Annotated in this window: 22 protein-coding genes; 10 read left to right on the forward strand and 12 right to left on the reverse strand. The window is 64.7% G+C overall.

The genetic code is table 11. From position 1 onward, the window contains the following. The first annotated feature begins 41 nt into the window (after positions 1–41). The 5 genes from G5B40_RS01795 (at position 42) to G5B40_RS01815 (ending at position 3,744) form a co-directional block, all read left to right on the forward strand. Positions 42–1,175 (forward strand): ABC transporter ATP-binding protein, encoded by a 1,134-nt coding sequence (locus G5B40_RS01795; RefSeq protein ID WP_165094311.1) that lies wholly within the window; start codon positions 42–44, stop codon positions 1,173–1,175. A 102-nt stretch (positions 1,176–1,277) separates the two neighbouring features. After that, positions 1,278–1,487, forward strand: a complete 210-nt coding sequence (locus G5B40_RS01800) for a twin-arginine translocase TatA/TatE family subunit (protein WP_165094314.1) — start codon at positions 1,278–1,280, stop codon at positions 1,485–1,487. Positions 1,488–1,523: 36 nt separating this feature from the next. After that, positions 1,524–1,964 carry a Sec-independent protein translocase protein TatB gene (gene tatB / locus G5B40_RS01805; RefSeq protein WP_165094317.1) on the forward strand — a complete coding sequence of 147 codons (441 nt, stop codon included), beginning with the start codon at positions 1,524–1,526 and terminating at the stop codon, positions 1,962–1,964. Between the two features lie 5 nt (positions 1,965–1,969). Then, positions 1,970–2,863, forward strand: a complete 894-nt coding sequence (gene tatC / locus G5B40_RS01810; RefSeq protein ID WP_165094320.1) for a twin-arginine translocase subunit TatC — start codon at positions 1,970–1,972, stop codon at positions 2,861–2,863. Further along, complete coding sequence (locus G5B40_RS01815) at positions 2,860–3,744, forward strand: ATP-binding protein (protein WP_246209676.1); 885 nt, start codon at positions 2,860–2,862, stop codon at positions 3,742–3,744. The genes tatC and G5B40_RS01815 overlap by 4 nt, the downstream gene beginning before the upstream one ends. 39 nt (positions 3,745–3,783) lie before the next feature. Here G5B40_RS01815 and G5B40_RS01820 read toward each other — a convergent pair whose 3' ends face one another. Both G5B40_RS01820 and G5B40_RS01825 read right to left on the reverse strand, forming a co-directional pair. Further along, positions 3,784–4,275, reverse strand: coding sequence for a hypothetical protein (locus G5B40_RS01820; RefSeq protein WP_165094323.1), 492 nt, complete (start codon positions 4,273–4,275; stop codon positions 3,784–3,786). Further along, positions 4,275–4,916, reverse strand: coding sequence for a DsbA family oxidoreductase (locus G5B40_RS01825; RefSeq protein ID WP_165094325.1), 642 nt, complete (start codon positions 4,914–4,916; stop codon positions 4,275–4,277). The genes G5B40_RS01820 and G5B40_RS01825 overlap by 1 nt, the downstream gene beginning before the upstream one ends. Positions 4,917–5,248: 332 nt before the next feature. Between G5B40_RS01825 and G5B40_RS01830 the strand changes: the two genes are divergently transcribed. Further along, the gene (locus G5B40_RS01830; RefSeq protein ID WP_165094328.1) at positions 5,249–5,881 is read left to right on the forward strand and encodes a helix-turn-helix domain-containing protein; all 633 of its coding nucleotides are present in this window, start codon (positions 5,249–5,251) and stop codon (positions 5,879–5,881) included. Positions 5,882–5,887: 6 nt separating this feature from the next. Here the strand turns inward: G5B40_RS01830 and G5B40_RS01835 are convergent, their stop codons facing one another. After that, positions 5,888–6,682 (reverse strand): 3-hydroxybutyrate dehydrogenase, encoded by a 795-nt coding sequence (locus G5B40_RS01835; RefSeq protein ID WP_165094331.1) that lies wholly within the window; start codon positions 6,680–6,682, stop codon positions 5,888–5,890. A gap of 280 nt (positions 6,683–6,962) precedes the next feature. Between G5B40_RS01835 and G5B40_RS01840 the strand changes: the two genes are divergently transcribed. Beyond that, positions 6,963–8,732: an extracellular solute-binding protein gene (locus tag G5B40_RS01840; protein WP_246209809.1), complete on the forward strand. Its 1,770-nt coding sequence runs from the start codon at positions 6,963–6,965 to the stop codon at positions 8,730–8,732. A gap of 12 nt (positions 8,733–8,744) precedes the next feature. Here G5B40_RS01840 and G5B40_RS01845 read toward each other — a convergent pair whose 3' ends face one another. The 9 genes from G5B40_RS01845 to G5B40_RS01885 form a co-directional block, all read right to left on the reverse strand. Continuing rightward, a complete protein-coding gene (locus G5B40_RS01845; protein WP_165094334.1) occupies positions 8,745–9,461 on the reverse strand; it encodes a DUF502 domain-containing protein in 717 nt (238 codons plus the stop codon). Positions 9,462–9,489: 28 nt separating this feature from the next. Continuing rightward, the gene (locus tag G5B40_RS01850) at positions 9,490–10,428 is read right to left on the reverse strand and encodes a 2-hydroxyacid dehydrogenase (protein ID WP_246209810.1); all 939 of its coding nucleotides are present in this window, start codon (positions 10,426–10,428) and stop codon (positions 9,490–9,492) included. A gap of 12 nt (positions 10,429–10,440) precedes the next feature. After that, positions 10,441–11,580 carry a rod shape-determining protein RodA gene (gene rodA, locus G5B40_RS01855; protein ID WP_165094336.1) on the reverse strand — a complete coding sequence of 380 codons (1,140 nt, stop codon included), beginning with the start codon at positions 11,578–11,580 and terminating at the stop codon, positions 10,441–10,443. After that, the gene (gene mrdA / locus G5B40_RS01860) at positions 11,577–13,535 is read right to left on the reverse strand and encodes a penicillin-binding protein 2 (RefSeq protein ID WP_165094339.1); all 1,959 of its coding nucleotides are present in this window, start codon (positions 13,533–13,535) and stop codon (positions 11,577–11,579) included. The genes rodA and mrdA overlap by 4 nt, the downstream gene beginning before the upstream one ends. Continuing rightward, positions 13,532–14,080, reverse strand: coding sequence for a hypothetical protein (locus G5B40_RS01865; RefSeq protein WP_165094342.1), 549 nt, complete (start codon positions 14,078–14,080; stop codon positions 13,532–13,534). Before G5B40_RS01865 ends, mrdA begins: the two co-directional genes overlap by 4 nt. 3 nt (positions 14,081–14,083) lie before the next feature. Beyond that, positions 14,084–14,989: a rod shape-determining protein MreC gene (mreC, locus tag G5B40_RS01870; RefSeq protein ID WP_165094344.1), complete on the reverse strand. Its 906-nt coding sequence runs from the start codon at positions 14,987–14,989 to the stop codon at positions 14,084–14,086. 38 nt (positions 14,990–15,027) lie between these two features. Continuing rightward, entirely contained in the window at positions 15,028–16,068 is a 1,041-nt protein-coding gene (locus G5B40_RS01875) for a rod shape-determining protein (RefSeq protein WP_165094347.1), read from the reverse strand. Positions 16,069–16,290: 222 nt separating this feature from the next. Then, entirely contained in the window at positions 16,291–17,901 is a 1,611-nt protein-coding gene (locus G5B40_RS01880) for a 2-isopropylmalate synthase (protein WP_165094350.1), read from the reverse strand. Positions 17,902–18,133: 232 nt separating this feature from the next. Continuing rightward, positions 18,134–19,573, reverse strand: coding sequence for an MORN repeat-containing protein (locus tag G5B40_RS01885; RefSeq protein WP_246209677.1), 1,440 nt, complete (start codon positions 19,571–19,573; stop codon positions 18,134–18,136). A 173-nt stretch (positions 19,574–19,746) separates the two neighbouring features. Between G5B40_RS01885 and G5B40_RS01890 the strand changes: the two genes are divergently transcribed. The 3 genes from G5B40_RS01890 to cimA all read left to right on the forward strand — a co-directional run bounded on the left by G5B40_RS01890 (position 19,747) and on the right by cimA (position 24,223). Beyond that, positions 19,747–21,039, forward strand: a complete 1,293-nt coding sequence (locus tag G5B40_RS01890; protein WP_165094353.1) for a glutamate--tRNA ligase — start codon at positions 19,747–19,749, stop codon at positions 21,037–21,039. A gap of 173 nt (positions 21,040–21,212) precedes the next feature. Next, positions 21,213–22,607, forward strand: a complete 1,395-nt coding sequence (gene cysS, locus G5B40_RS01895) for a cysteine--tRNA ligase (protein ID WP_165094356.1) — start codon at positions 21,213–21,215, stop codon at positions 22,605–22,607. Beyond that, complete coding sequence (gene cimA / locus G5B40_RS01900; RefSeq protein WP_165094359.1) at positions 22,607–24,223, forward strand: citramalate synthase; 1,617 nt, start codon at positions 22,607–22,609, stop codon at positions 24,221–24,223. Before cysS ends, cimA begins: the two co-directional genes overlap by 1 nt. The last annotated feature ends 2 nt before the right edge of the window (positions 24,224–24,225 follow it).

The following is a 24,225-nucleotide window of genomic DNA, read 5'->3' on the forward strand; positions in this document are numbered from 1 at the left end:
GCGTTATCCCGATTGAAATCGTCAGAAAGGGAGAGCCACGGATGACAGCGCCGCCACGTCTCGCGCTTGATCGGGTCGCCCGCACATTTGACGGGGTGGCGGTGGTCGATGACCTGTCGCTCGAGATTGCGGCGGGCGAGGTGCTGTGCCTTCTCGGCCCGTCAGGCTGCGGCAAGACGACGACGCTGCGTATCGCGGCCGGGGTGGAGCGTCAAAGCTCCGGCCGGGTCCTGCTGGAGGGTGTCGTCGTTTCTGACGCCAACAGGCACGAGCCGCCGGAGCGGCGCTCCGTCGGCCTGATGTTTCAGGACTTCGCGCTCTTCCCGCACCTCGATATCGCCGCCAATATCGCGTTCGGCCTGTCCGGCCCGAAACGGGAGCGCGGCGCGGTCGCCGAGCGTTTTCTGGAGCGGGTCGGGCTCAAGGGTTTTGGCGGAAAATATCCGCATATGCTTTCCGGCGGCGAGCAGCAGCGTGTCGCGCTGGCCCGCGCGCTCGCTCCGAATCCGCGCGTGATGCTGATGGATGAGCCTTTCTCCGGGCTCGACAACCGGCTGCGCGATGCGGTGCGCGATCAGGCGCTGAGCATCCTGAAGGCCGAGGGGACGGCGGTTCTGCTTGTGACCCACGACCCGGAGGAGGCGATGCGCATGGCCGACCGGATCGCATTGATGCGCAAAGGACGGATCGTGCAGACCGGCGCGCCCTACAACGTCTATAATCGTCCGGTGGATCGCGAGGCGGCGTCTTTTCTCTCGGATGTCAATGTCATCCACGGCGTCGTTCGGAATCGCCAGACCGATACGCCTTTCGGTCTGTTCCTGACGCCCAAACTGATCGACGGGGCGGATGTCGAGATCATCGTCCGCCCGGAACATCTGAAGGTCGACCTGGGCGAAAACGGCCCGCCTGCGGCGAACGTCAAGACCGGCGTGCCGGCCGCGGGAACCGTGGTGCGGGCGCGTTTTGTTGGCGCCGAGAGCCTGATCGAGGTCAGGATGGAGCATGACGGCGCGCGGCTCATCTCCACCGTGCCGGGCGCCTTTCTGCCGGAGGAGGGCGCCCGGGTCTGGCTCTCGTTGCGTCGCGATCACTGCCATCTCTTCCCCTGCAGGGTGCAATCGCACGTCTCGGATCCCTACATCTCGACCGACGCTCGCACGGCGGCCGAGTAAAAAACCGCGTGAGACGCTCTTTCCGCGCCCGTGCTATTCCCATATGAGAGTGAGCAAGAGCGCGCGCGCAAAGCCGCGCGCGCCCGGATATGGGAGAGAGCCATGGTTCCCGGTTGGGTTCAGATCGCCGTCGTCGTCCTGCTCGCGGTGCTGCTTTTCGGCGGCCGCGGCAAGATTTCATCCATTATGGGTGATTTTGCGAAGGGCATAAAATCCTTCAAGAAGGGTATGAAAGACGAAGACGAGGCGCAGCGCGTCGAACGCAGTTCGGAAGACCCGATCGACGTGACCCCGAAGAAAGAGAACGTCTGAAGCTGACGCGCCGCGCTGGCGCCGACGGATAGAGAAATGCTCGACATCGGCTTCATGGAGCTTGTGGTGATCGGCGCGCTGGCGCTGATCGTCGTCGGTCCGAAGGAGTTGCCCGGCCTGCTTCGCACGGTTGGACAATTCGTCGGCAAGGCGCGGGCGATGGCGCGCGACTTCCAGCGCACGATGGAGGATGCCGCGCGCGAGGCCGATCTCGGTGATGTCGCCGACGCCGTCAAGAAGGGCGGCAATTTGAACAAACTGCCATTCGACAACCAGGTCGTGAACAGCCTCAAGGAGTTTGAGCGTACAGTGAAGTCCGAGGTGAACGACGTGAAGCGGGCGGGAGAGGCGGCGGCGTCTGGCGGCGGGGCGACAAAGCCGGGTCCGTCCAACACGCCGACACCGGCGGCGGCGCCTGAGAAGGCTCCGCCCACCGCTGAACCCGCCCCAGCCCCTGCGGCCGCGAAAGACGGCTGACCCGGATGAAGGACGCCAGCGCAGACGACGAAATCGAGGCGAGCCGCGCGCCATTGATCACGCATCTCACCGAGTTGCGCGACAGGCTGATCAAGGCGCTGATCGTGCTTTCCATTTGCGTTATCGTCTGCTTCTTTTTCGCGACGCAGCTCTTCGACATTCTCGCCGCGCCACTCCGCGATGCGTTGACGTCGCGCGGGCTGGAATCAAAGCTGATCTACACCGCGCTGCAGGAAAAGTTCTTCACCGACATGAAGCTCTCGCTTTTCGGCGGCTTCTTCATCGCGTTCCCGTTCATCTCCATGCAGCTCTGGCGTTTCGTTGCGCCGGGGCTCTATCAGAACGAGAAGAAGGCGTTCTGGCCGTTCCTGGTCGCGACGCCGGTTCTCTTTTTCATGGGCGCGAGCTTGGTGTATTTCGTTGTAGCACCAATGGCTTTCGGGTTTTTTCTCGACTACGGCAATAACACGGCCGGTGAGGTTGCGACCTCTACGGAATTCCTGGGCAAGGTTCGCGAGTATCTCGGATTGATGATGACCTTCATCCTTGCCTTCGGGATCTGCTTCCAGCTGCCAGTGCTGCTCACGCTTCTCGGGCGGGCGGGGATCGTTTCGGCCGATGGGCTCGCGGCGAAGCGCAAATACGCCATAGTCGGGATTGCGGCGGTTGCGGCGATCTTCACGCCGCCGGATCCCATCAGCCAGATCGGGCTCGGCGTCCCGATCTATCTGCTATACGAGATCTCCATCCATCTGGTTCGCGCCTTCGAGAAGAAGCGTGAAGAGGAGTTGCGGGCTGCTGGCCTCTGGGTCGATGACGACGAAGATGACGACGAAGACGAGGACGGTAGCGAGGAAGAAGACGAAAGCGACCTTGAAACCGGGGCGAAGCCGACGTGACGGTCGCCGGAGGGGACGACCGCGCGCGGCGGGTCGCCGCGCTGGAGCGGATCGCGGATGCGCTGGAGCGGATTGCGCCTTCACCGAGTCCGGCGCCGGATTTCGACGCGGCCGAGGCCTTTGTCTGGCGCACCGCGCCGGACCGCCTCGATCCGGCGACGAGGGTCTCACGGGTGCCGATCGGACTTCTGGTTGGGGTTGATCGTGCACGCGATACGCTTCTCGAGAACACCCGCCGTTTCGCCGCCGGCATGCCCGCCAACAACGCGCTCCTTTGGGGGGCGCGCGGGATGGGGAAATCCTCCCTGGTCAAGGCGGCCCATGCCGCGGTTCTGGCCGAGGGCGGAGGGCGGTTGGCGCTGATCGAGATACAGCGCGAAGATATCCCCTCGCTCGACCGGCTGATGGCGCTTCTGCGCGGGGTCGACCATCGTTTTCTGCTCTTTTGCGACGATCTGTCCTTCGATAAGGACGACAATCATTACAAGTCCCTGAAGGCGGTGCTCGACGGCGGCGTCGAGGGGCGGCCCGACAATGTGATTTTCTACGCGACCTCGAACCGACGCCATCTGATGCCGCGCGACATGATCGAAAATGAGCGCTCGACGGCGATAAGCCCTTCGGAAGCGACGGAGGAGAAGGTTTCGCTCTCTGACCGGTTCGGTCTCTGGCTCGGCTTTCATCCCTGTGGGCAGGATGAATTCCTGACGATCATTCGCGGCTATTGCGATGCGCTGGGGATCGATATCGACGATGAGACGATGCACGCGCAAGCGATCGAGTGGCGCCAGACGCGGGGCGCGATCTCCGGCCGAGTCGCCTGGCAGTTCGTCACCGACCTGGCCGGCCGCATGGGCCGTCCGATGGTGTTCAACGGTTAACGGCGGCTTCGAAGCCGAGGCTGCGCGGCGGCCGCGCGTTCAGAGATAGAACATCAACGACAGCAGTACGGCGGCGATGCCGACCTCGATCAGCGCGCGGGTGCGGTGCGCTGAAAGAAGCCGGGCGCGCGCCATGCTGTTGGCTTCCCCGGACTGGCCGGTGGTTGCGACCACTTCCATCGTCGCGTTCCGCACCGAGAGCCGGTTTGGCTCGGTCGTGAACATGAATATTCCGATGAGGAGGGCGCCGAGCGCGAGCGGGCCGTATGTCTCGTTGTCGAGATTGTAGAGGCCGCCGATGGCGAGAGCCATGCCGCCCAGCATAATGGCGAGAAAGCCGCGCGGAGGCGCCAACCGATAGGTGCGCGCAACGGCGACTTCATCCTCGCCGGGCGCAATGTCGCCGCGGACGATCGGGCAATTCAGATAGTAATAGACCGAATGCATCGCCTTGAGCGCGACCAGCGCCGCGACAACCCAGGCGCGCCAGTCGTGGCTGAGCGCAGCTACGCCGCTGAAGATCATCTCCATTACGGCGTTTCCGTCTGCTTAGCGGCGAGCTCCTCGAGCACGCTGGTCCAGAGCTCCGGCGGCTGGGCGCCGGTGACGACATGCTTGCCGGCGACGATGAAGGTCGGCACGCCGTTGACGCCGATCTCGCGCGCGGTCGCTTCCTCTGTCTCCAGGAGCTCACGATCGGCGTCGCCATCAAAGAGCCGCTGCACCACGTCGCGCTCCATGCCGACGCTCACTCCGGCCTCCAGCAGAAGGTCGCGGTCGCCGATATCCTCACCCCGCTCGAAATAACGCGCGAAGAGCTGGCTGACGAGCGCGGTTTGCGAGCCGGTGGTGCGCGCCCAGCGAATCAGCCGATGCGCGTCGAACGTGTTCGGCGTCCGTTCGATCAGGTCGAATCGCAGGTCCAGCCCGGCGGTTTTCGCGTGCTCCTCGATCTGGGCGTAAACGCGCGTCGCCTTCTCCGGGCCGAACTTGCGCTCAAGATACGCGCGCCGATCGACGCCGCCCTGCGGCATGTCGGGATTGAGCTGGAAGGGCCGCCAGAAGATGTCAAAGGGCTGAACGCCGGTCGCCTCGACCGCGCGGTCGAAATTGGCCTTGCCGATATAGCACCAAGGGCAGATGGGGTCGGAAACGATGTCGAGTGTTATCATGGCTGTGAATATGGGCCTATTCAGAAGTTTTGTAACCAAGCGTCGCGATCAAATCCATTTGCGGCGGCCCGTCACCCGCAATGCGCGACAGGCGCGAAGTTGTCACGGGCGTTTCGCGCGCGGACCAGGTTTCAGGGTCGGCGCGGCCGCAAACCGACGCCTCCCCGGTGGGTCATCCCCTTCCGCGCGACGGGGCGATTCGAGCGCGTGGGGCAGGGTGGCGGCCAAAGTGAGCGCGTTTGCAATTGCGGCCGTTGTTCGCCGTGCGCTCGCAAATCGGCGCCCGCTGACGTATCTATCCCACGAACCGGTCGAAGCGGGAGCATTTGACGATGAGCGGCGGCGAACAATCGAAGGAGGCGGAGCGGCTTCTGCGGCTCGCCACCAGCGACGGCCAGGGCCCGCGCGTCGCGCCCCTGAAGCTCGGGGAGCGTGTGCGTGCGATCCGTAAAGCGCGGAATTGGACCCTGGAAGAGGCCGCGCAGCGCGCCGGTCTCGCGCGCTCGACGCTCTCCAAGATCGAGAACGAACTGATGTCGCCGACTTTCGATGCGGTGCAGAAGGTCGCGCGCGGACTCGACGTCGATGTGCCGCAGCTTTTTCAGCCGGCGCCGGTCGACAAGATCTCCGGCCGTCGCGCGATCACGCTGAAGGGCGAGGGCCGCGCGCATCCGACAGTAACGTATGAGCACGAGCTTCTGGCGCAGGACATCAGCCGCAAGAGGATGCTTCCTTACAAGGCCACGGTCCGCGCCCGCGATTTCAATGAGTTCGACGACTGGGTTCGCCATCAGGGTGAGGAATTTCTACTGGTTCTTTCCGGCGCAGTCCGGTTTTACACGGAGTTTTACGAGCCGGTCGGAATGGTCGCCGGCGACAGCGCCTACTATGACGGCTCAATGGGGCACTGCGTGGTTTCGAAGAGCCCGGAGGACGCCGTCATCCTCTGGGTCACATCGATGTGAGGGCGCTCAGAGCGCCGTCCAACCGCCATCCACGGAGATCGTTGTGCCGGTGATCTGCGCCGCGTCCGACGAGCAGAGGAAGGCCACCGTGCCGCCGATCTGTTCGACCGTGGCGAACTCCTTGGAGGGCTGGCGCGCAAGCATGACCTCGCGAATCACCGTATCGCGATCCATGCCGTATTCTTTCATGGTGTCCGGTATCTGCGCCTCTACCAGCGGCGTCAGCACATAGCCGGGGCAGATCGCGTTGGCGGTGATCGGTTGCTCAGCCGTTTCCAGCGCCGTGACCTTGGTGAATCCGACGATCCCATGTTTCGCTGCGACATAGGCGGATTTGAACGGCGACGCTGTCAGCCCGTGGGCCGAGGCGATGTTCACGACGCGGCCCCAACCCCGCGCACGCATCAATGGCAGCGCGGCGGCGGTGGTGTGAAAGGCCGATGAAAGATTGATGGCGATGATCTGATCCCATTTCGCAACGGAAAAATCCTGGATCGGCGCGACATGCTGGACGCCCGCGTTGTTCACGAGAATGTCGACGCCGCCGAAAGCCTCCGCCGCCTTCGCCACGAAAGCGCGGCAGGCGTCGGCGTTCGACATGTCGGCCTGAATGTAGCGCACATCGGCGCCGGTCTCCGCCGCGATCTCCTGCGCCAGCGCGTGATCTTCGGGCGTGTCGGAGAAGGAATTGAGCGCCACCGTCGCGCCCCGCGCCGCCAGCACGCGGGCGACGCCAAGGCCAATGCCGGAATTCGAGCCGGTGATGAGAGCGATCTTGCCGGAAAGTGAACGATCGGACATGGGAGGGCCTTGATGCTGGAACAGGTTGCGGCGCACCATAGCTCTGGCGAAAGACGATGGTAAGACCGGGATGACGCGAGCGGTGAGAGATATCGCCCCGCATCAAAAAAAACGCCCCCGCAAGCGAGGGCGTCAGTACATTGAGGCAGGTTTCATACAGGCAAGAAACCTATCGAGCAGTGAGGTGAAGATGAGGGATGCCCGCGGGAATAGCAAGCCCAAATTTGGCAGGGTCGCGCGTTGGGGCGAAAATCGCCTTTCTGGAAAACTGTTGTGTTTCGTGCTTCTGCTTCCCTTTCTTGCGCTGACGGCTTCACCGGCAGATGCGGCGGGGGCTGGTGTCGCTATGTATGGCGAACCCGAATTACGGTCTGATTTCACTCATTTACCTTATGCCAATCCCGATGCGCCGAAGGGTGGATCCATAAGGTTTGGAGAAGTCGGTGGTTTCGACAGCCTCAACCCGTTCATCGTCAAGGGGACCGCGCCCTGGCAGTTGCGATACAAGGTTTTCGAATCGCTTCTCGCGCGGAACTGGGACGAACCATTCTCACTCTACCCATTGCTGGCCGAAAGTGTGGAGATCGCGCCGGATCGGTCCTGGGTCGAGTTCATGCTCGACCCTGCGGCGCGGTTTTCCGATGGCTCGGCGGTTACCGTCGACGACGTGATCTACTCGATGGAGCTGCTCGCGAAGGACGGCAGACCCAACTATCGCAATACCTGGTCGAATGTCGCGGGCGCCGAGAGGGTCGGCGCGCGCGGCGTGCGCTTTCGCTTCGTGACGCCAGAGCGCGAGGCGCCTTTGATCCTGGCGTTGCATCCGATCCTGAAGCGCGCCGACGCCGAAACGCGGAACTTCAGGGAGACGACCCTGAGCCCGCTTATCGGGAGCGGCGCATATGTGGTCGACGCCTTCGAGCCGGGGCGGCGCATCATCTTTCGCCGCAATCCGGACCACTGGGCGCGCGATCTGCCGGTGATGCGCGGTCAGGCGAATTTCGACGAGATCATCATAGACTATTTTCGCGATGCGAACGCGGTGTGGGAGGCCTTCACCGCCGGCGCCATCGACGTTTATCGCGACAGCGACCCGGCGCGCTGGCGCGCCGGCTACGGGTTTCCGGCGGCGCAGGAGGGGCGCATCGTGCAGGCCGAGATTCCAAACGGGCGCCCATCGGGGATGAAGGGGTTCGTATTCAACACCCGCAAGTCGATTTTCGAGGACATAAGAGTGCGGGAGGCGCTTACCCTCGCCTTCGATTTCGAGTGGATCCAGCGCACCATGCTGGCCGGCGCCTTCGCCCGCATCCCGAGTTATTTTGGTGGTTCGCCGCTGGCACATTCCGGCGCTGCGGAGGGGCGTGAACGCGAGATACTCGCGCCCTTCGCCGATGCTTTGCCGGAAGGCGCGCTCGACGCGACGATCGAACAACCGGTCTCGACTGGCGACGGGCGCAACCGGCGGAATCTTCGCCGCGCCGCGAAGCTTCTCGAGGATGCCGGCTGGCGCGTCAGCGACGGGCGGCTGACCGATGCCGACGGCGACGCATTCGCGTTCGAGATTTTGCTGGGCGCGGGCGCCGATGAGCAGGTCGCCGGAATCTACGCCGAGGCGTTGAAGAGGCTGGGCGTCTCCGCCTCCGTCCGGCTTGTCGACGCGGCGCAATACCAGGCGCGCAGGAACGACTATGACTACGACATGATCGTCAACACCTGGGCGCTATCGCTATCTCCTGGCATCGAGCAACGCTTCTACTGGGGTGAGGCCGGGGTCCAAACGCCGGGCACCCGCAATTACATGGGCGTTGGCAATCCGGCGGTGGAGGCGGCGCTCGACGCTCTGGCCGCAGCCGACACTAAGGCGGCGTTTATCTCTTCCGTCCGCGCGCTCGACCGTGCGCTGACGGCCGGGCGTTACGTCATCCCGTTCTGGTACGCGCCGAAAAGTTGGATCGCCCATGACGCCCGGCTGGCGCGGCCGGAGAGCGTCCCGCTCTACGGCGACTGGATCGGCTATCTGCCGGATGTCTGGTGGCGAACGGAATAGACGCCTTTCGGATCAGTTCACCGGCTCCGGCCGCCTGACCGCGACGCCCGCGGCGATCTCGGCCTTGGTCGGCGGCGTGACGAGTCCGGCGGAGATAACCAGCTTGGCCGCGTCCTCCACGCTCATGTCGAGAAGAACGACATCGGCGCGCGGGACGAACAGGAGGAAACCGGAAGTCGGGTTCGGTGTCGTCGGCAGAAAGACGCTGATCATTTCCGGCACGCCGGTGCGGGTCGGAATCTCGCCCCGCGTGTCGGTCGAGACGAAGGCGACCGCCCAGAGTCCCCTGCGCGGATACTCGATCAGGCACGCTTTCCTGAACGATGTCTGCGACTGGCTCAGAATCGTCTCTGCGATCTGCTTGAGCGCGTTGTAGATCGAGCGGATCACCGGCATCCGCGAGACCCAGCCTTCCCCGAGCCGGACAAGCTGGCGGCCAAAGAAGTTCTTCGTCAGCCAGCCGATGATCGCGGTGAAAAGAAGAAAGACTATGACCCCGAAACCCGGCACGTCCGCGCCAAGATAGGTGCCGGGATTATAGGCGGCCGGCACCCAGGGGACGATCGCCGCGTCGATGACGGTGATCGCAGTCCAGGCGAGATAGATGGTCAGCGCAACCGGCCCGACCAGGACGATTCCGGCGAGGAAATTGCCGCGCAGCCTCTGCAGGAAGCTGCGCCGTGGAAGCTTCGGGATTACGCCCGGCTTTTCTCTCTTCTTTCTGACCACTCAACGCCCCCTTGATGACCGGCCTTAACTAGTAACCGAGGCTGCGATCCACAATGTGCCATAACGGCTCGCCGCGGATCATTCTTCCGATTTGTTCGACGACGACGCGCGCCGCGAAGCTTGCGCGAGTCTCCGCCGCGATATGTGGGGTGACGGTGACTTGCGGGTTGCGCCAGAACGGATGGGAGGCGGGCAGGGGTTCTTCGTTGAACACGTCCAGCGTCGCATGGGCGATCTGGCCGGATTCGAGCGCCGCGAGCAGCGCGTCGTCGTCGATCAGGGGCCCGCGGCCGGGGTTGATGATGACCGCGCCACGCGGCAGGAGCGCCAATGTGCGCGCATTCAGGATCCCGCGCGTCTCCGTCGTCGAAGGCAGGATCGTCACGAGGATCTCCGAGCGCGCGAGAATTTCATCCAACCCCTTCGCGCCGTGAAGGCAGGTAACGCCATCCACGGATTTCGCCGTGCGGCTCCAGCCGGCGACATCGAAGCGCAGGCGAGCCAGCATTCGCGCCGCGTCCGCGCCGAGCGCGCCGAGGCCGAGCACGCCGACCTTCCGGTCGCGAGATAGCGGCGGGACCGCCGGCGCCCAGTTTCCGGCCATGCTTTCGCGGACGCATCTGTCGATGCCGAGATGATGGCGCAGGACATGCCCGACGATGTAATCGGTCATCCCTTCGGACAGTCCCGGCTCCACCATCCGGCAGAGAACCGGCTCCTCCGGCAGGGTCGGGTTGGCGAGCAGGCCTTCGACACCCGCCCATATGCTCTGAACCGCCTTCACGCCGCGATACGGGGCCAGATCGCGAATGCCTGCGACTGGATTGAGCACAAGCATATCCACGTCTTCGGGGCTGATCTCCGCCGGGTCGACCCGGAGTTGGAACGGGATGTTCAACTCCGCCCTCCAGCGGGTCAGTTCGGTCTCCCACTCCTTCATCTGCGCGGGGCGGGTGGAAAGCAGCACTTCTGTCAACGGTCAACTCCTGCGATGGATATGCGCGCTCTGGATCAGGCCGAACGCCAAGAGAATGACCATCATCGCTGATCCGCCATAGGAAACCAGTGGCAAAGGGACGCCGACAACGGGCATCAACCCGACGACCATGGCGATATTGACGGCGAAGAAGAGAAAGAACGTCGTGGCGAGGCCGCCGGTCAGCAGGGCGCCGAAACGGTCGCGGTTCGAGGCCATCGATGCGAAGCAGAACGCGATGATCAGAAGATAGAGTGCGAGCACGGATGCGGCGCCGATGAACCCGAACTCCTCCGCCAGGGTCGTGAAGATGAAATCGGTATGTTTCTCGGGGAGGAAATTCAGCCGGCTTTGCGTCCCCTCCATGAAACCCCGCCCGGAAAACCCGCCGGATCCGAGCGCGATGGTCGATTGCGTGATGTGATAGCCGGCGCCAAGGGGGTCTTGCGCGGGGTCGAGAAAGACTGCGATGCGGCGGAACTGGTAATCCTTCAGCAACTGCCAGTCCGTCCCTTGCGACGCCATGACCAGCGTGACCGCGCCCACCGTCGATGCGGCCCCCACGGTGAAGTACCAGAGCGAGACTCCGGCGAGAAACATCACCGCGGCGCCCCCCGCGACGAGGAGGATCGCGGTGCCGAGGTCGGGTTGGCGCAGAACCATCGCCACTGGGACGAGAATCAGAAGCAGCGGCGGCGCCATCCAGAGCGGGCGGGAAACCTTCTCGTGCGGCAACCAAGCGTAGTAGGCGGCGAGCGCGAGCACGAGCGCGACCTTCATGACCTCGGAAGGCTGAACCGTGATGACTCCGAGATCGATCCAGCGTTGCGCGCCTTTGCCGATGACGCCGATCACCTCCACCGCCGTCAGAAGCGCAAGCGCGCCGCCATAGATCACCGGCGCAACCGCGCGCCAGAATCTGATGTCGATCATCGCCATCATGAACATCGCCGCGAAGCCAAGGCCGAAACGGATCATCTGTGGGCGCGCCCAGGGGTCGAGCGAGCCGTTTGCGACTGAGAAGAGCATCAGAAAACCGACGCTGGCGACCGCGACAATGAGCAGCGCGAGCGCCCAGTTGAACCGCAGCGCCTTGCTCCAGAGACCGGGTCGCGCTCCATGTCCCCGATCGATCGCGCTCATGCCCGGTTCCTCGTCGAATCTGCGCCGAGATCCGGCTCGCGCTGCTCCTCTTCGCGACGGCGTCTGATCTCCTCGCGCTCACGCGCGGGATAGGCGCGGAGTGGCGGTTCCGGGCCGTATAGCGCGCGCATCAACATATTCCGGACGATCGGTCCTGCGACGGCGGAGCCGCCGCCGCCATGCTCGACGATGACCGCCGCGGCGTACCGGGGACGATCATAGGGGGCGAAGGCTACGAATAGCGCGTGATCCCGCCGTTCCCAGGGCAGGTCCTCGTTCCGGGTGACGCCGCGCGCGCGCTCCGCGGCGGTGATGCGGCGCACTTGGCTGGTCCCGGATTTCCCGGCCAGCGCCATCGCGGCCTCGGCGATGCGGCTTCGATAGCCGGTGCCGCGCCGTTCATTGGAGACCGCGAACATGCCTTCGCGGACGAGACGGAGATGGGCCGCCGAGACGCCGAGGGGGGGAGCCTCCACCATCGGCGCCGGCGCCCCGTCAACGGTGCGGATGAGCCGCGGCTCGACTCGCCTGCCGTCGCCCCCGATCCGCGCCGCCATCGTGGCGAGTTGGATCGGGCTCGCGAGCACGAAGCCCTGACCGATTCCGGTGTTGAGCGTATCGCCGATCTGCCAGCTCTCGCCGTAGCTCGCCTGTTTCCACGCCTTCGTCGGCGTGAGGCCGGCCTGCACCGCAGTCACCGGGAGATTCGGCCGGACGCCGAGGCCGAACCGGCCCGCCATCTCCGATATCCGCTCTACGCCCACGCGGCGCGCGACCTCGTAGAAGTAGACATCGCAAGAGAACTTGATGGCGTCGCGCAGCGCGACATGGCCGTGCCCGCCACGCCGCCAGCAATGAAAATAACGGTCGCCGAGTTTGTAGCGTCCATTGCAGAAGACCCGTTCATCCGGTCCGACCATCCCGGCCTCCAGCGCCGCCAGCGCGACGACCATCTTGAAGGTGGAGCCCGGCGGATACTGTCCGGACACCGCCTTGTTGGCGAGCGGCCGATAGGGATCCTCCAGCAGCGCTGACCATTCGCGCTGGCTGATGCCGACGACGAACTTGTTCGGGTCGTACCCCGGCGTCGAGGCGAGTGCGAGAATGTCGCCGGATTCGATCTCCATTAGCACGGCGGCGGCGCTTTCGCCCTCCAGCTGATTCAGCGCATATCGCTGCATGTCGATATCCAGCGTGAGGCCGAGATTTGCGCCGGCGACGCCTTCGGCCCGGTCAATCTCGCGGATCACCCTGCCGACGGCGTTGACCTCGATCCGGCTGGCGCCGGCGGCGCCGCGCAGGACGGATTCCTTCACCCGCTCCACTCCCGTCTTTCCGATATGGAAGTCCGGAATCTGAAAGAGAGGGTCGTCTGCGTCTTCGCGATTCCGGTCTGCTTCGGAGAAGCGCCCGACATAGCCGACGACGTGACCGAAGGCGGCCCCCTCCGGATAATGGCGGGTCAGCCCGACTTCGGGGGCGACGCCGGGCAGGGCGGGGGCGTTCACGTTGATCCGGGCGAATGCGTCCCAGTCGAGATTCTCGGCGACCGTCACCGGCACGAAGGCGCTTTTCGAACGGATCTCGCGGAGCGCGCGGCTGCGTTGATGCGGCGGGATGTCGATGACGCGCGAGAGGTCGTCCAGCACCGCTTCGACATCGCCCGCCTGCTCACGGATCATCACGACGCGATAGTTCTGGCGATTGACCGCCAGCGGTCGGCCGGTCCGGTCGGTGATCTCCCCGCGCGCGGGCGGGATCAGCCGGACATTGATGCGATTTTCCTCCGCCATCATCAGGTATTCCTCGGCGGCGTCGATCTGCAACTTCTTCAGCCGCCAGAAAAGGCCGCTGGCCACCAGAGCTTGCGCGCCGAAAAGAAGTGCACCGCGCCGGGTCAGACGTGCGGGCGCGCCCGGGCGACGGGCGTCGCGCCGAAAGGTGAAGCGGCTCATCGCGCCCGCGCCGCACGGCCGATAAGCTTCGGGTTCTCCACCGACTCCGGCCTGATACGGAAGAGATAGCGGAGGACTAGCGCCACCACGCCGTAGGCGCAGAGTGTCGCGAACGCGCCCGCGCCCAGAACCACGAGCGGCGGTGAAGGCGTCAGCACCAGAAGCAGGACGCCGAGCTGAACGACAGTGATCGAGAGGATCGTCGCCGCGACGCCGCCCATCTCCACCATCGGCGAGCGCAGCAGCCGGTCGCGGTGAAAGCGGAGATATTCGACCCCGGCCCAGAGCGTGAGCGCGCCGAGGCCGACCGGCCCGCCGCTGATCAGGTCGCGGACGAGACCGAGAGTGATGACGAGAATGGCGGGCGTCGCGTCGGGCCGGCGGATCGCGAGAAACGCGGCGACGCAGAACAGCAGATCAGGCGAGGGCAGGGCTGAGGCGCGCGCATCGACCGGCGTCAGCCCGACAAGGATGGCGAGCCAGCCGAAGCCGATGAGAACCGCCATGTTGGCGAAAAGAATGGGACGAGGCGAGCGTTCCGCCATCGCTCAGTTCCCGACCGCGCCGACAGTGGGCGCTCCGGCCTGCGGATCGGGTGCGATCAGTCCGCCCGGTGTGTCGATCGTCGTCGATGGCCGATAGAGTAGCACGCGAACGAATTCGAGCCGCTCGTAATCGGCGCTGATCTGCATCCGCGCGCCATAGTCACCGATCACCGCGATGACGCCGACCGGAAGGTCCGGAGGAAACACGCCGCCATCGCCAGAGGTCGTCACCCGGTCTCCGGGCGCGACGCCGGCCATCGTGTCGAGGAAGCTGAGGCGCGGCGCGTCGGAATTCTCCCCGGTGAGAACCGCCCGGCGGCCGGAGGGAAGCACCTTGACCGGGACGCGGCTGTTGAAATCGGTGAGAAGAAGAATTCGGGAGGCGTGCTCGCCGACGCCGACCACGCGCCCGACGACGCCTTCGCCGTCTACCGCGGCCGCGCCGTCCAGAACGCCGTCGGCAGCGCCAATATTGAGAAGCGCGGACTGCGCGAATGGGCTTCCGCTGTCCGCGATCACCTCACCGGCGACGAAGCCGATCCGCGGCGCGAGGTGAAGATTGTTGAGCGCGCGAAGCTGGGCGTTCTCTCGCTCCAACTGCTGCGCCGATTCGCGCCACGCGCGGAGCCGTTGAATCTCGGCGCGCAGCGTCTTGTTCTGCTCATAGACCCGCGTGAAATTCTCGAAATCCTGCATCATGTCCGCGACCGCGCCGAGCGGGTTCGCGGTCAGTTCGACCGATGGCGTCGCCCAGTCCACGAGCGCCATGCGCAGGCGTTCGATGCGAGGGCTGTCGGCGCGCCACAGAACGAAGAGCGCGATTACGAGGAAGATCAGCGCCAACAGCGCTCCGCGGCGAACGAGGCGCCCGAACTCCCTGCCGATATCGCCGCGTTCACGGCCAGCCATGAGCTACGCTCCTTTCCGCGCCGTCGCGGCGCGGGCGTCTAGACGCTGTCGCGTAGAACATGCCGCAACGCGGCCCGATGCTCCAGCGCCTTGCCGGTGCCCAGCGCGACGCAGTTGAGACATTCCTCCGCGACCGTGACCGCGAGCCCGGTCTGCTCGCGGAGCGCGCGGTCGAGGTCGCCGAGGAGCGCGCCGCCCCCGGTCAGCATCACGCCGCGATCGACGATATCCGCGGCCAGGTCCGGCGGCGTCGCTTCAAGCGCGACCATCACCGCCTCGACGATCTGCTGAACCGTGTCCTGCAAGGCGTCGGCGATCTGCGCCTGCGTGATCTCGATCTCCTTCGGGACGCCGTTGAGAAGATCGCGACCGCGAATCTCCATCGACTTTCCGCGCCCGTCATCCGGCATCCGCGCGGTGCCGATCGCCTTTTTGATCCGCTCCGACGTGGCCTCGCCAACCAGAAGGTTCTGCTGCCGGCGCAGGTAGGAGATGATCGCGTCGTCCATCTTGTCGCCGCCAACCCGAACCGAGCGGGCGTACACGATGTCGCCGAGCGAAAGCACCGCAACCTCGGTGGTGCCGCCGCCGACATCGACCACCATGGAGCCGGTGGGCTCTCCGAACGGCATCCCCGCGCCGATGGCGGCAGCGACAGGCTCGGGAATCAACACCGCTTTGCGCGCGCCGGCCGAAAGCACGCTTTCCAGAATCGCCCGCTCCTCAACCGCCGTGGCGCCGTATGGCACGCAGACGATCACCTGCGGCGCGGTGAAGAAGCCGCGCCGGTGCACCTTGCGTATGAAATGCTTTATCATCGCTTCTGCGACGTCGAAATCTGCGATCACGCCGTCGCGCATCGGCCGGATCGCCTGAATCGAGCCGGGCGTGCGGCCCAGCATCAGCTTCGCGTCCTCGCCGACCGCAAGCACCTCCTTCTTGCCGTCCTTCACATGGTAAGCGACGACAGAAGGCTCGTTCAGCACGATTCCCTTGCCCTTCACGTAGACAAGCGTGTTCGCCGTGCCGAGATCTATGGCCATGTCCGAGGAAAACATGCCGAATACGCCGTTGAACATCCGTTCTCCGTAATTCAGCCCGGTGGGCGGGCGTTGTTTCGACGTGCTTATAAGAGGGCCGCACGCGCAGCGAAAGAGCGCCAACACCCCTGAATCGCCATACTCGCCAGATGATAGAGAGCGAACATTAACAGAACATCAGCGCCGCCGTGAACGAAACATCGCCAAGGCGGAGCCGGCGAAACCGTGGTTCCGCCGGCTGTATTGTCTGGGCCGATGTTATCAGCTCGCCAGCGAGATTGTCGCGTTCGGCGCGCTCTTGCCGCGGCGGAGCGTGAGCCGGTTGAGCGCGATCACATAGGCCCGCGTCGAGGCGACGACCGTGTCGGTGTCGGCGGCTTGCCCGGTGACAATCCGTCCGTCCTCCTCCAGTTTGACCGATACGGTCGCCTGCGCGTCGATCCCGTCCATCACCGCGTTCACCTGATAGAGCTTGAGGACCGCCTCATGAGGAACCAGCTTGTTCACCGCCGCGAAGGCGGCGTCCACCGGGCCGTCACCCTCCGCCGTCACTTCATGATCGACCCCGTCGATGGCCAGCGTCAGTTCGGCGGAGCGCGGCGCGCCGGTTCCGCAGACAACGCGGAGCGACCGGATGCGGATGCGGTCATTGGCGGCCGACGTGCGCTCATCGTCGATCAGCGCGACGATATCCTCGTCGTAGACGTCCTTCTTCGAATCGGCGAGGGCCTTGAAGCGCACGAACGCTTCCTGAAACGCATTGTCGCCGAGATCGATGCCGAGATCCTTCAGCTTGGCGCGAAAGGCGGCGCGCCCCGAATGCTTGCCCATCACCAGCGCGCTGGCGGAGAGGCCCACATCCTCCGGCTTCATGATCTCGAAAGTCTCGGCGTTCTTCAACACGCCGTCCTGATGGATGCCGCTCTCATGCGCGAAGGCGTTCTTGCCGACGATCGCCTTGTTGAACTGCACCGGGAAGCCGGATGCGGTGGCGACCATGCGCGATGCGCTCATGATCTTCGTCGTGTCCAGCCCTGTATGATAGGGCATTATATCCCGCCGAACGCGCAGCGCCATCACCACCTCTTCGAGCGCAGTGTTTCCGGCTCGCTCGCCAAGCCCGTTGATCGTGCATTCGATCTGCCGCGCGCCGGCCTCCACCGCTGCCAGTGAGTTCGCGGTCGCCATTCCGAGATCGTTGTGGCAGTGAGTCGCGATCACGCATTTGTCGAGTCCCGGCACGTTCTCGAGCAGATCACGGATGATCTGCGCCGATTCACGCGGCGCCGTGTAGCCGACAGTGTCGGGGATGTTGATCGTCGTCGCGCCTGCGGCGATGGCGACCTTCACCGTCTCGATCAGATAATCGCGCTCGGTCCTTGTCGCGTCCATCGGCGACCATTGCACATTGTCGCAAAGCGCGCGGGCGTGGCTGACGGTGTCCTCGATCTTGCGCAGAACCTGATCGCGATCCATCGCGAGTTGGTGCTGGCGATGGAGAGGGGAGGTGCCGATGAAGGTGTGGATACGTGGCTTCTTCGCATGGCGCACCGCATCCCATGCGCGGTCGATATCGCCTTTCGCGGCGCGCGCGAGGCCGCAGATCACCGATCGTTCCGCCATGCGGGCGATTTCGCTCACCGCCTCGAAATCTCCCTCAGAGGCGATGGGAAAGCCGGCTTCGATGATATCGACGCCCATCTGATCGAGGATCGCGGCTATGTCGAGCTTCTCCTGAAGCGTCATCGTCGCGCCGGGCGACTGCTCGCCGTCGCGCAGCGTCGTGTCGAAGATCAGCACGTGGTTGGGGTCGTTGGCGTCTACGGCGGTTTGATTCGCGCCGGGGGTGTCGGTTCGGTCGGTTGTGTTCATGGGACTCGCTCAGCTTTTCCGGGGTTTCTGCGGCGCGTGGCTTATCCCCCAGACGCGCGCGCCGCGATCCCGGCGCGCCTAGGGGCGGCTAAGGAGGAGGACGCGCGCGCATAGATCGCCCGACGGGGCGATCAGGCAGGAGATATGCGCGACGATCATCATGGCGCCTGTTATACGCACCGCGCCGCGTCATGCAAACCCATTCGTGGCGCGCTTCGGTTTCCGCAACGCCTCAGTCGCCGGGGGCCGGTGGCGTCGGCGCCTCGCCGCGCTGGCCATCGACCCATTCGCCGTCAAAGATCGCGCCGTTGGCGAAGATCATCTCGCCCTTGCCGTGGCGTCGATTGTCTTTGAACGCGCCCTTGTAAACATTGCCGTTCGGATAGGTGGCGACGCCTTCGCCCTCGATCTTGTTGTCGACCCAGGAACCCTTGTAGGTGAAGCCGTCAGCCTGGGTGAAAACGCCTGTCCCCTCGCGCCGGCCATTGACGAATTCGCCCTCATAGATTCCGCCATCGGGGAAGTGGGCGGTTCCGGTTCCGTTCGGCTGGTCGTCGGCCCATTCGCCCTCGTATTCATAGCCGTCGGGATAGACGATGCGACCCTCGCCGTTGATCCGGCCGTTCTTGAATTCGCCCTTGTAGACGGCGCCGGAGGCGTAGCGGAACTCGCCTTGCCCCTCGATCCGGCCCTCCACCCATTCGCCCTCGTAGACGCCGCCGTCGGCAGTGGTCATCTTGCCGACGCCGGTGATGGCGTTGTCGACGAAAACACCCTCCAGAACCCGGCCATCGGCCAGGCGGGCGACGCCCGGACCCTCGAACCGGCCTTCGACCCATTCGCCCTCATAGACATCGCCGTTCGCGGCCGTCAGCATGCCTTTTCCCTGGCGTTTGCCGGCGACGAACGCGCCTTCGTAAATGTCGCCATTCGCATAGTGCGCGCGGCCCTCGCCTTCGCGCTCGCCGTTGACGAATTCGCCCTCGTAGGCGTCGCCGTTCGCATAGGTCGCAGCGCCCATGCCGGCGATCTGGCCAGCCTTCCATTCGCCCTTGTAGACGAACCCGTCTGGCATCGTGATTTCGCCGGTTCCCTCGCGGACCCCAGCCTTGAAGGTTCCCGTATAGACCGAGCCGTCGGAATAGGTGACCGTTCCTTCGCCGTCAGGCGCTCCATCGGTCCATTCGCCTTCGTAACGGTAGCCGTTCGGCCGGGTCATCACGCCGCGCCCGTTATGGGCGGAGTTCTGGAATTCGCCCTCGTAGCGTGCGCCGTCAGCATATGTCGCGACGCCCGACCCCTGAATCACGCCCCCAACCCAATCGCCCTCATAGGAGCCGCCATCGGAATAGGTGATCTGACCGCGCCCGTTCGGGGCGCCGTCCTTGAACTCGCCCACATAGACCGAACCGTTCTCGTATTTGACGCGGCCTTCGCCCTCTATCCGCCCCTCGACCCATTCCCCCTCGTATTCATAGCCGCCCGGAAGGGTGAAGGAGCCGTAACCGTGCTGTTTGCCGTCCTTGAATTCGCCTTCGTAAACGCCGCCGCTGTCGTATTTCTTCACTGCGACGCTCGCTTCGTCGGCCGCAGCGCAATAGGGCAGGAGGGCGATCGCGCCCGCGCTGGCCATTCGCGCCCCGAGGGTCGCCCATCGGTCAATTCCGCGCATCGTTCCGCTCCCCATCGTCCTACGTTCACCGCCACATGCTTTCGGCGGACAGTAGGTAGATGACCGCGGCCTGACAACTCCACCGTGACGATGAGCGCCGCTTGCGCCGGCGCGGGCGTGGCGGCTATTGCGGGGCGCGGCGTGGTGAGCGCCGCGAATGGGAGCGACGGGCCATGATCAGAACGCGATTCGCGCCTTCGCCGACCGGGGCGCTGCATCTCGGCAATCTGCGCACGGCGGTGTTCAACGCACTGCTTGCGCGCGGTGCGGGGGGGCGGTTTCTACTCCGAATCGATGATACCGACCGGGAGCGTTCGGAGCAGCGCTTCGCCGATGCGATCCGCGCCGATCTCGACTGGCTCGGCCTCCGCTGGGACGCGGAGTTCATCCAGTCCGAACGTATGGCGCTATACGAGGCGGCGGCGGAGCGGCTGAAAGCCGATGGACGGCTCTATCCGGCGTGGGAGAGCGCCAGTGATCTCGCGCTCATGCGGCGTCGGCTTCTCGCTGCGAAACGCCCGCCGGTCTATGACCGCGCCGCGCTCAGGATGAGCGATACGGAGCGCGCGGAACTGATGGCGACGCGCCCGCCGCACTGGCGCTTTCGGCTGGAGCCTGGTGTTATCGAATGGGACGACGGGCTGCGCGGCCCCCAGCGGATCGCGGCGGAGGCGGTCTCTGATCCGGTCCTGATCCGAGAGGATGGCCAGTTTCTCTATTCGCTCTGCTCGGTGGTCGACGACGCCGAGATGGGGGTGACGGATGTGGTCAGGGGCGCCGACCATGTCACCAACACCGCGACGCAGATCCAGCTTTTCGCCGCGCTGGGCGCCGCGCCGCCTCGCTTCGCGCATCATGCGCTGATGGTCGGGCCGGGCGGCGAGAAGATATCGAAACGCCTTGGTGGTCTTTCGGTGGCGGATTTGCGCGAGTCGGGGGCGGAGCCGACGGCGGTGCTTTCGTGGCTGGCGCGTATCGGATCGGCGCGGCCGGTCGAGCCGCTCTGGTCGGTCGAGGCGGCGGCGGAGGATTTCGATCTGTCCACATTCGGCGCCGCGCCGGTCCGCGCCGCCACTGCCGATATCATGCAGCTCTCGGCGAAAATGCTGCACGACGCTCCGTTCGAGGCCGTGCGCGCCCGGCTTCCGTCCGAGGTGACGGAGGCGTTTTGGCTCGCGGTCCGGCCCAATATCGACCGGCTGGAGGACGTTCTCGATTGGCGCGCCGTCGCCGCCGGGGCGACTCCGCTGATCGCACCGGAGGATGCGGAGTTCGTAGCTGAGGCGCTGGCGCTGCTCCCGCCCCGACCGTGGGACGGGGGCACATGGGCGGCATGGACCGGCGCGGTGAAGGCGGCGACCGGGCGCAAGGGCAGGGCGCTTTTCCTTCCGCTCCGCCGTGCGCTCACCGGGCGGGATCACGGGCCGGAAATGGCGACGTTCATGCCGTTTCTTGCGAAACCCTGACGCCGCGCTTGCCCTCGCCGCCGGGCTGAGGCATACCCTCGCTCCATGAACGCCGCGATCTTCATTTGCGAGATTTGCATTATCCGCTGACACCTGTCCGCGGCGGCGCTTCCCTGTTCTCTCATCACGACTGAACCAGCGGCCCGCCGGGGGCCAACCCATGTTGTGAACCGATGACCGAGATCAGACTGCACAACTCCCTGACCCGCCGGAAGGAGGTTTTCAAACCTCTGAACCCCGAGAATGTGCGGATGTATGTCTGCGGGCCGACCGTCTACGACCGCGCCCATATCGGCAACGCCCGCCCGGCGGTGGTGTTCGACGTGCTTTATCGGTTGCTCCGCCATATCTATGGCGAGGATCATGTCACTTATGTCCGCAATATCACGGATATAGACGACAAAATTAATGCGCGGGCGAAAGAGACGTTGAAACCCGATGAGACGCCGGTCGAGGCGATCCGGCGCATCACCGACGAGACCGCCGCCTGGTACCGGGACGACATGGCGGCGCTCGGCTGCCTCCCCCCGACGCACCAGCCCCGCGCCACGGAATTTGTGCCGCAGATGGTGGCGATGATCTCGGAACTGATCGAGAAGGGCAACGCCTACGCCGCCGAAGGCCATGTGCTGTTCGAGGTCGCGACCTATCCCGAATACGGCCGCCTCTCCGGCCGCTCGACCGAAGACATGATCGCCGGCGCGCGGGTTGAGGTCGCGCCCTATAAACGCGACCCGATGGATTTCGTCCTCTGGAAACCCTCCACCGACGACCAGCCGGGCTGGGACAGCCCATGGGGTAGAGGAAGGCCCGGTTGGCATATCGAATGCTCGGCGATGGCGTCGGAGCTTCTCGGCGAGACCTTCGATATTCACGGCGGCGGCGCGGATTTGCAGTTTCCGCATCACGAGAACGAAATCGCGCAAAGCTGCTGCGCGGCACCGGGTGCGGGGTTCGCGAACCTCTGGATGCACAACGGGATGATCAATGTCGATGGGAGGAAGATGTCGAAATCGCTCGGCAACTTCCTGACCGTCGAGGACTTGCGGGGACAGGCGCCGGGCGAAGTGCTGCGCCTGGCGCTTCTGGGGACGCATTACCGTGGAACGCTGGACTGGACGCAGCAACGAATGGATGAGGCTGCAGCGGCGTTGACCAAGTGGCGAGCTGTTAGTGAGGGGGCTTCCCCTACGCTTCCTCATTCAGTGATTGAGGCTCTAGTCGACGATCTAAATACTCCTGCAGCAATTGCGGAGCTGCATCGTTTGGCTCGGGAGGGAGAGGGCGATTCACTTGCTGGCGGAATGGCGCTAATGAATTTCCGTGCGCCGAACTTGCATGTTTATCAGGAAATTCTCGACAGCGAATCCGAGCTAATCGAAGGGTTGCTTGCTGAGCGATCAGCAGCTCGTGCTACGAAAGATTTCGGTCGCGCCGATACTATACGCAAGCGGCTTGATGATGCGGGAGTACTGGTGATTGACGGGAAGGGTGGACCTTCTCAGTGGCGGCGTGGTCCAGGCTTCGATCCCAAAAAGCTTTACGACAACCTGTCGGAGCAAAGATGATGACCCGCACCCGCCTCTCCCTCTTCGACACCACCCTCCGCGACGGCCAGCAGACGCAGGGGGTGGATTTCTCCGGCGACGACAAGCGCAAGATCGCGCTGGCGCTTGACGCGCTCGGTCTCGACTATGTCGAGGGTGGCTGGCCCGGCGCCAACCCGACCGACAGCGAGTTCTTCGCAAATGCGCCTGTCCTGAAACACGCCACCTTCACCGCCTTCGGCATGACGAAGCGCGCCGGGCGTTCGGCGGCGAATGACGATGTGCTGGCCGAGGTGGCGAACGCCGGAACGCCCGCCGTCTGCCTCGTCGGCAAGAGCTACGATTTCCATGTCGAGACCGCGCTCGGCATCACGCTCGACGAGAACGTCGCGAACATTTCTGAAAGCATCGCACATCTCGTCGGCCTCGGCCGCGAAGCGCTTTTCGACGCCGAGCATTTCTTCGACGGCTACAAGGCGAACCCGGATTACGCGCTGCGCTGCCTCGACGCAGCGATGGAGGCCGGCGCGCGCTGGGTCGTGCTTTGCGACACCAATGGCGGCACGCTGCCGGACGAAATCGCGGAGATCACTGGCGCGGTCGCCAGGCGTCTGCCGGGTGACCGGCTCGGCATCCACACCCATAACGACACCGAAACCGCCGTCGCCGGGGCGCTGGCGGCGGTGGATGCGGGCGCGCGGCAGATTCAGGGCACGCTCAACGGGTTGGGGGAGCGTTGCGGCAACGCCAATCTCGTCTCGATCATCCCGACGCTGCTGCTGAAGGAGCCGTGGGCGAGCCGTTACGAGGTTTCCGTCCCGAAGGACAGATTGCCGGGGCTGAGCGGGCTAAGCCGGATGCTCGACGAGCTTCTGAACCGTGCGCCCGACCGTCACGCACCCTATGTCGGCGCGGCGGCCTTCGCGCACAAGGCCGGGCTCCACGCCTCCGCCATCATCAAGGATCCGACGACCTATGAGCATATCCCGCCGGAGGCGGTGGGAAACGAACGCGTCATCCCGATGTCGAATCAGGCCGGCCGCTCGAACCTTCTGCGCCGGCTTTCCGAGGCGGGCATCAGCGCCGAGAAGAGTGACCCGCGGCTTTCGCGCCTCCTGCAGGATGTGAAGGACAAGGAGGACAGGGGCTTCTCCTATGACAGCGCGGAAGCGTCATTCCAGCTGCTGGCGCGGGCGCATCTCGGCTTGCGCCGGAAGTTCTTCGATGTCGAACGGTTCCGTGTCACGGTCGAGAGGCGGCACAATGCGATGAAGAATCTCGTCACCGTCTCGGAAGCGGTGGTGGTGGTGAATGTCGATGGCTCACGGTTCATCTCCGCTTCGGAAAGCCTCGATGAGGCGGGCTCCGATCAGGGGCCGGTCAATGCGCTTTCGAAGGCTTTGAGCAAGGATCTTGGCAAATATGACGCCGCGATCGCCGACATGCGGCTGGTGGACTTCAAGGTGCGCATCCTCTCCGCCGGCACCGAGGCGATCACCCGCGTCCTGCTTGAGAGCTGTGATGGCGAGGGGCGACGCTGGACCACAGTGGGTGTTTCAGCCAACATCGTAGATGCTTCCTTTCAGGCGCTGATCGATGCGATTGACTTCAAGCTTCATCGCGATACAGACCGATAAGT

Origin of the sequence: Pikeienuella piscinae (assembly GCF_011044155.1) — a bacterium.
GTDB classification, from domain to species: domain Bacteria; phylum Pseudomonadota; class Alphaproteobacteria; order Rhodobacterales; family Rhodobacteraceae; genus Pikeienuella; species Pikeienuella piscinae.

What these genes read in the sequence shown, in the direction of transcription:
- tatC (WP_165094320.1), top strand. Translation starts at nt 1,970, where the DNA reads ATGAAGGACGCCAGCGCAGACGACGAAATCGAGGCGAGCCGCGCGCCA.
- G5B40_RS01795 (WP_165094311.1), top strand. Translation starts at nt 42, where the DNA reads ATGACAGCGCCGCCACGTCTCGCGCTTGATCGGGTCGCCCGCACATTT.
- G5B40_RS01865 (WP_165094342.1), bottom strand. Translation starts at nt 14,080, where the DNA reads ATGGCGGAACGCTCGCCTCGTCCCATTCTTTTCGCCAACATGGCGGTT.
- mrdA (WP_165094339.1), bottom strand. Translation starts at nt 13,535, where the DNA reads ATGAGCCGCTTCACCTTTCGGCGCGACGCCCGTCGCCCGGGCGCGCCC.
- G5B40_RS01820 (WP_165094323.1), bottom strand. Translation starts at nt 4,275, where the DNA reads ATGGAGATGATCTTCAGCGGCGTAGCTGCGCTCAGCCACGACTGGCGC.
- G5B40_RS01835 (WP_165094331.1), bottom strand. Translation starts at nt 6,682, where the DNA reads ATGTCCGATCGTTCACTTTCCGGCAAGATCGCTCTCATCACCGGCTCG.
- G5B40_RS01880 (WP_165094350.1), bottom strand. Translation starts at nt 17,901, where the DNA reads ATGAACACAACCGACCGAACCGACACCCCCGGCGCGAATCAAACCGCC.
- G5B40_RS01885 (WP_246209677.1), bottom strand. Translation starts at nt 19,573, where the DNA reads ATGCGCGGAATTGACCGATGGGCGACCCTCGGGGCGCGAATGGCCAGC.
- G5B40_RS01875 (WP_165094347.1), bottom strand. Translation starts at nt 16,068, where the DNA reads ATGTTCAACGGCGTATTCGGCATGTTTTCCTCGGACATGGCCATAGAT.
- cimA (WP_165094359.1), top strand. Translation starts at nt 22,607, where the DNA reads ATGACCCGCACCCGCCTCTCCCTCTTCGACACCACCCTCCGCGACGGC.
- mreC (WP_165094344.1), bottom strand. Translation starts at nt 14,989, where the DNA reads ATGGCTGGCCGTGAACGCGGCGATATCGGCAGGGAGTTCGGGCGCCTC.
- G5B40_RS01825 (WP_165094325.1), bottom strand. Translation starts at nt 4,916, where the DNA reads ATGATAACACTCGACATCGTTTCCGACCCCATCTGCCCTTGGTGCTAT.
- G5B40_RS01890 (WP_165094353.1), top strand. Translation starts at nt 19,747, where the DNA reads ATGATCAGAACGCGATTCGCGCCTTCGCCGACCGGGGCGCTGCATCTC.
- tatB (WP_165094317.1), top strand. Translation starts at nt 1,524, where the DNA reads ATGCTCGACATCGGCTTCATGGAGCTTGTGGTGATCGGCGCGCTGGCG.
- G5B40_RS01830 (WP_165094328.1), top strand. Translation starts at nt 5,249, where the DNA reads ATGAGCGGCGGCGAACAATCGAAGGAGGCGGAGCGGCTTCTGCGGCTC.
- rodA (WP_165094336.1), bottom strand. Translation starts at nt 11,580, where the DNA reads ATGAGCGCGATCGATCGGGGACATGGAGCGCGACCCGGTCTCTGGAGC.
- G5B40_RS01800 (WP_165094314.1), top strand. Translation starts at nt 1,278, where the DNA reads ATGGTTCCCGGTTGGGTTCAGATCGCCGTCGTCGTCCTGCTCGCGGTG.
- cysS (WP_165094356.1), top strand. Translation starts at nt 21,213, where the DNA reads ATGACCGAGATCAGACTGCACAACTCCCTGACCCGCCGGAAGGAGGTT.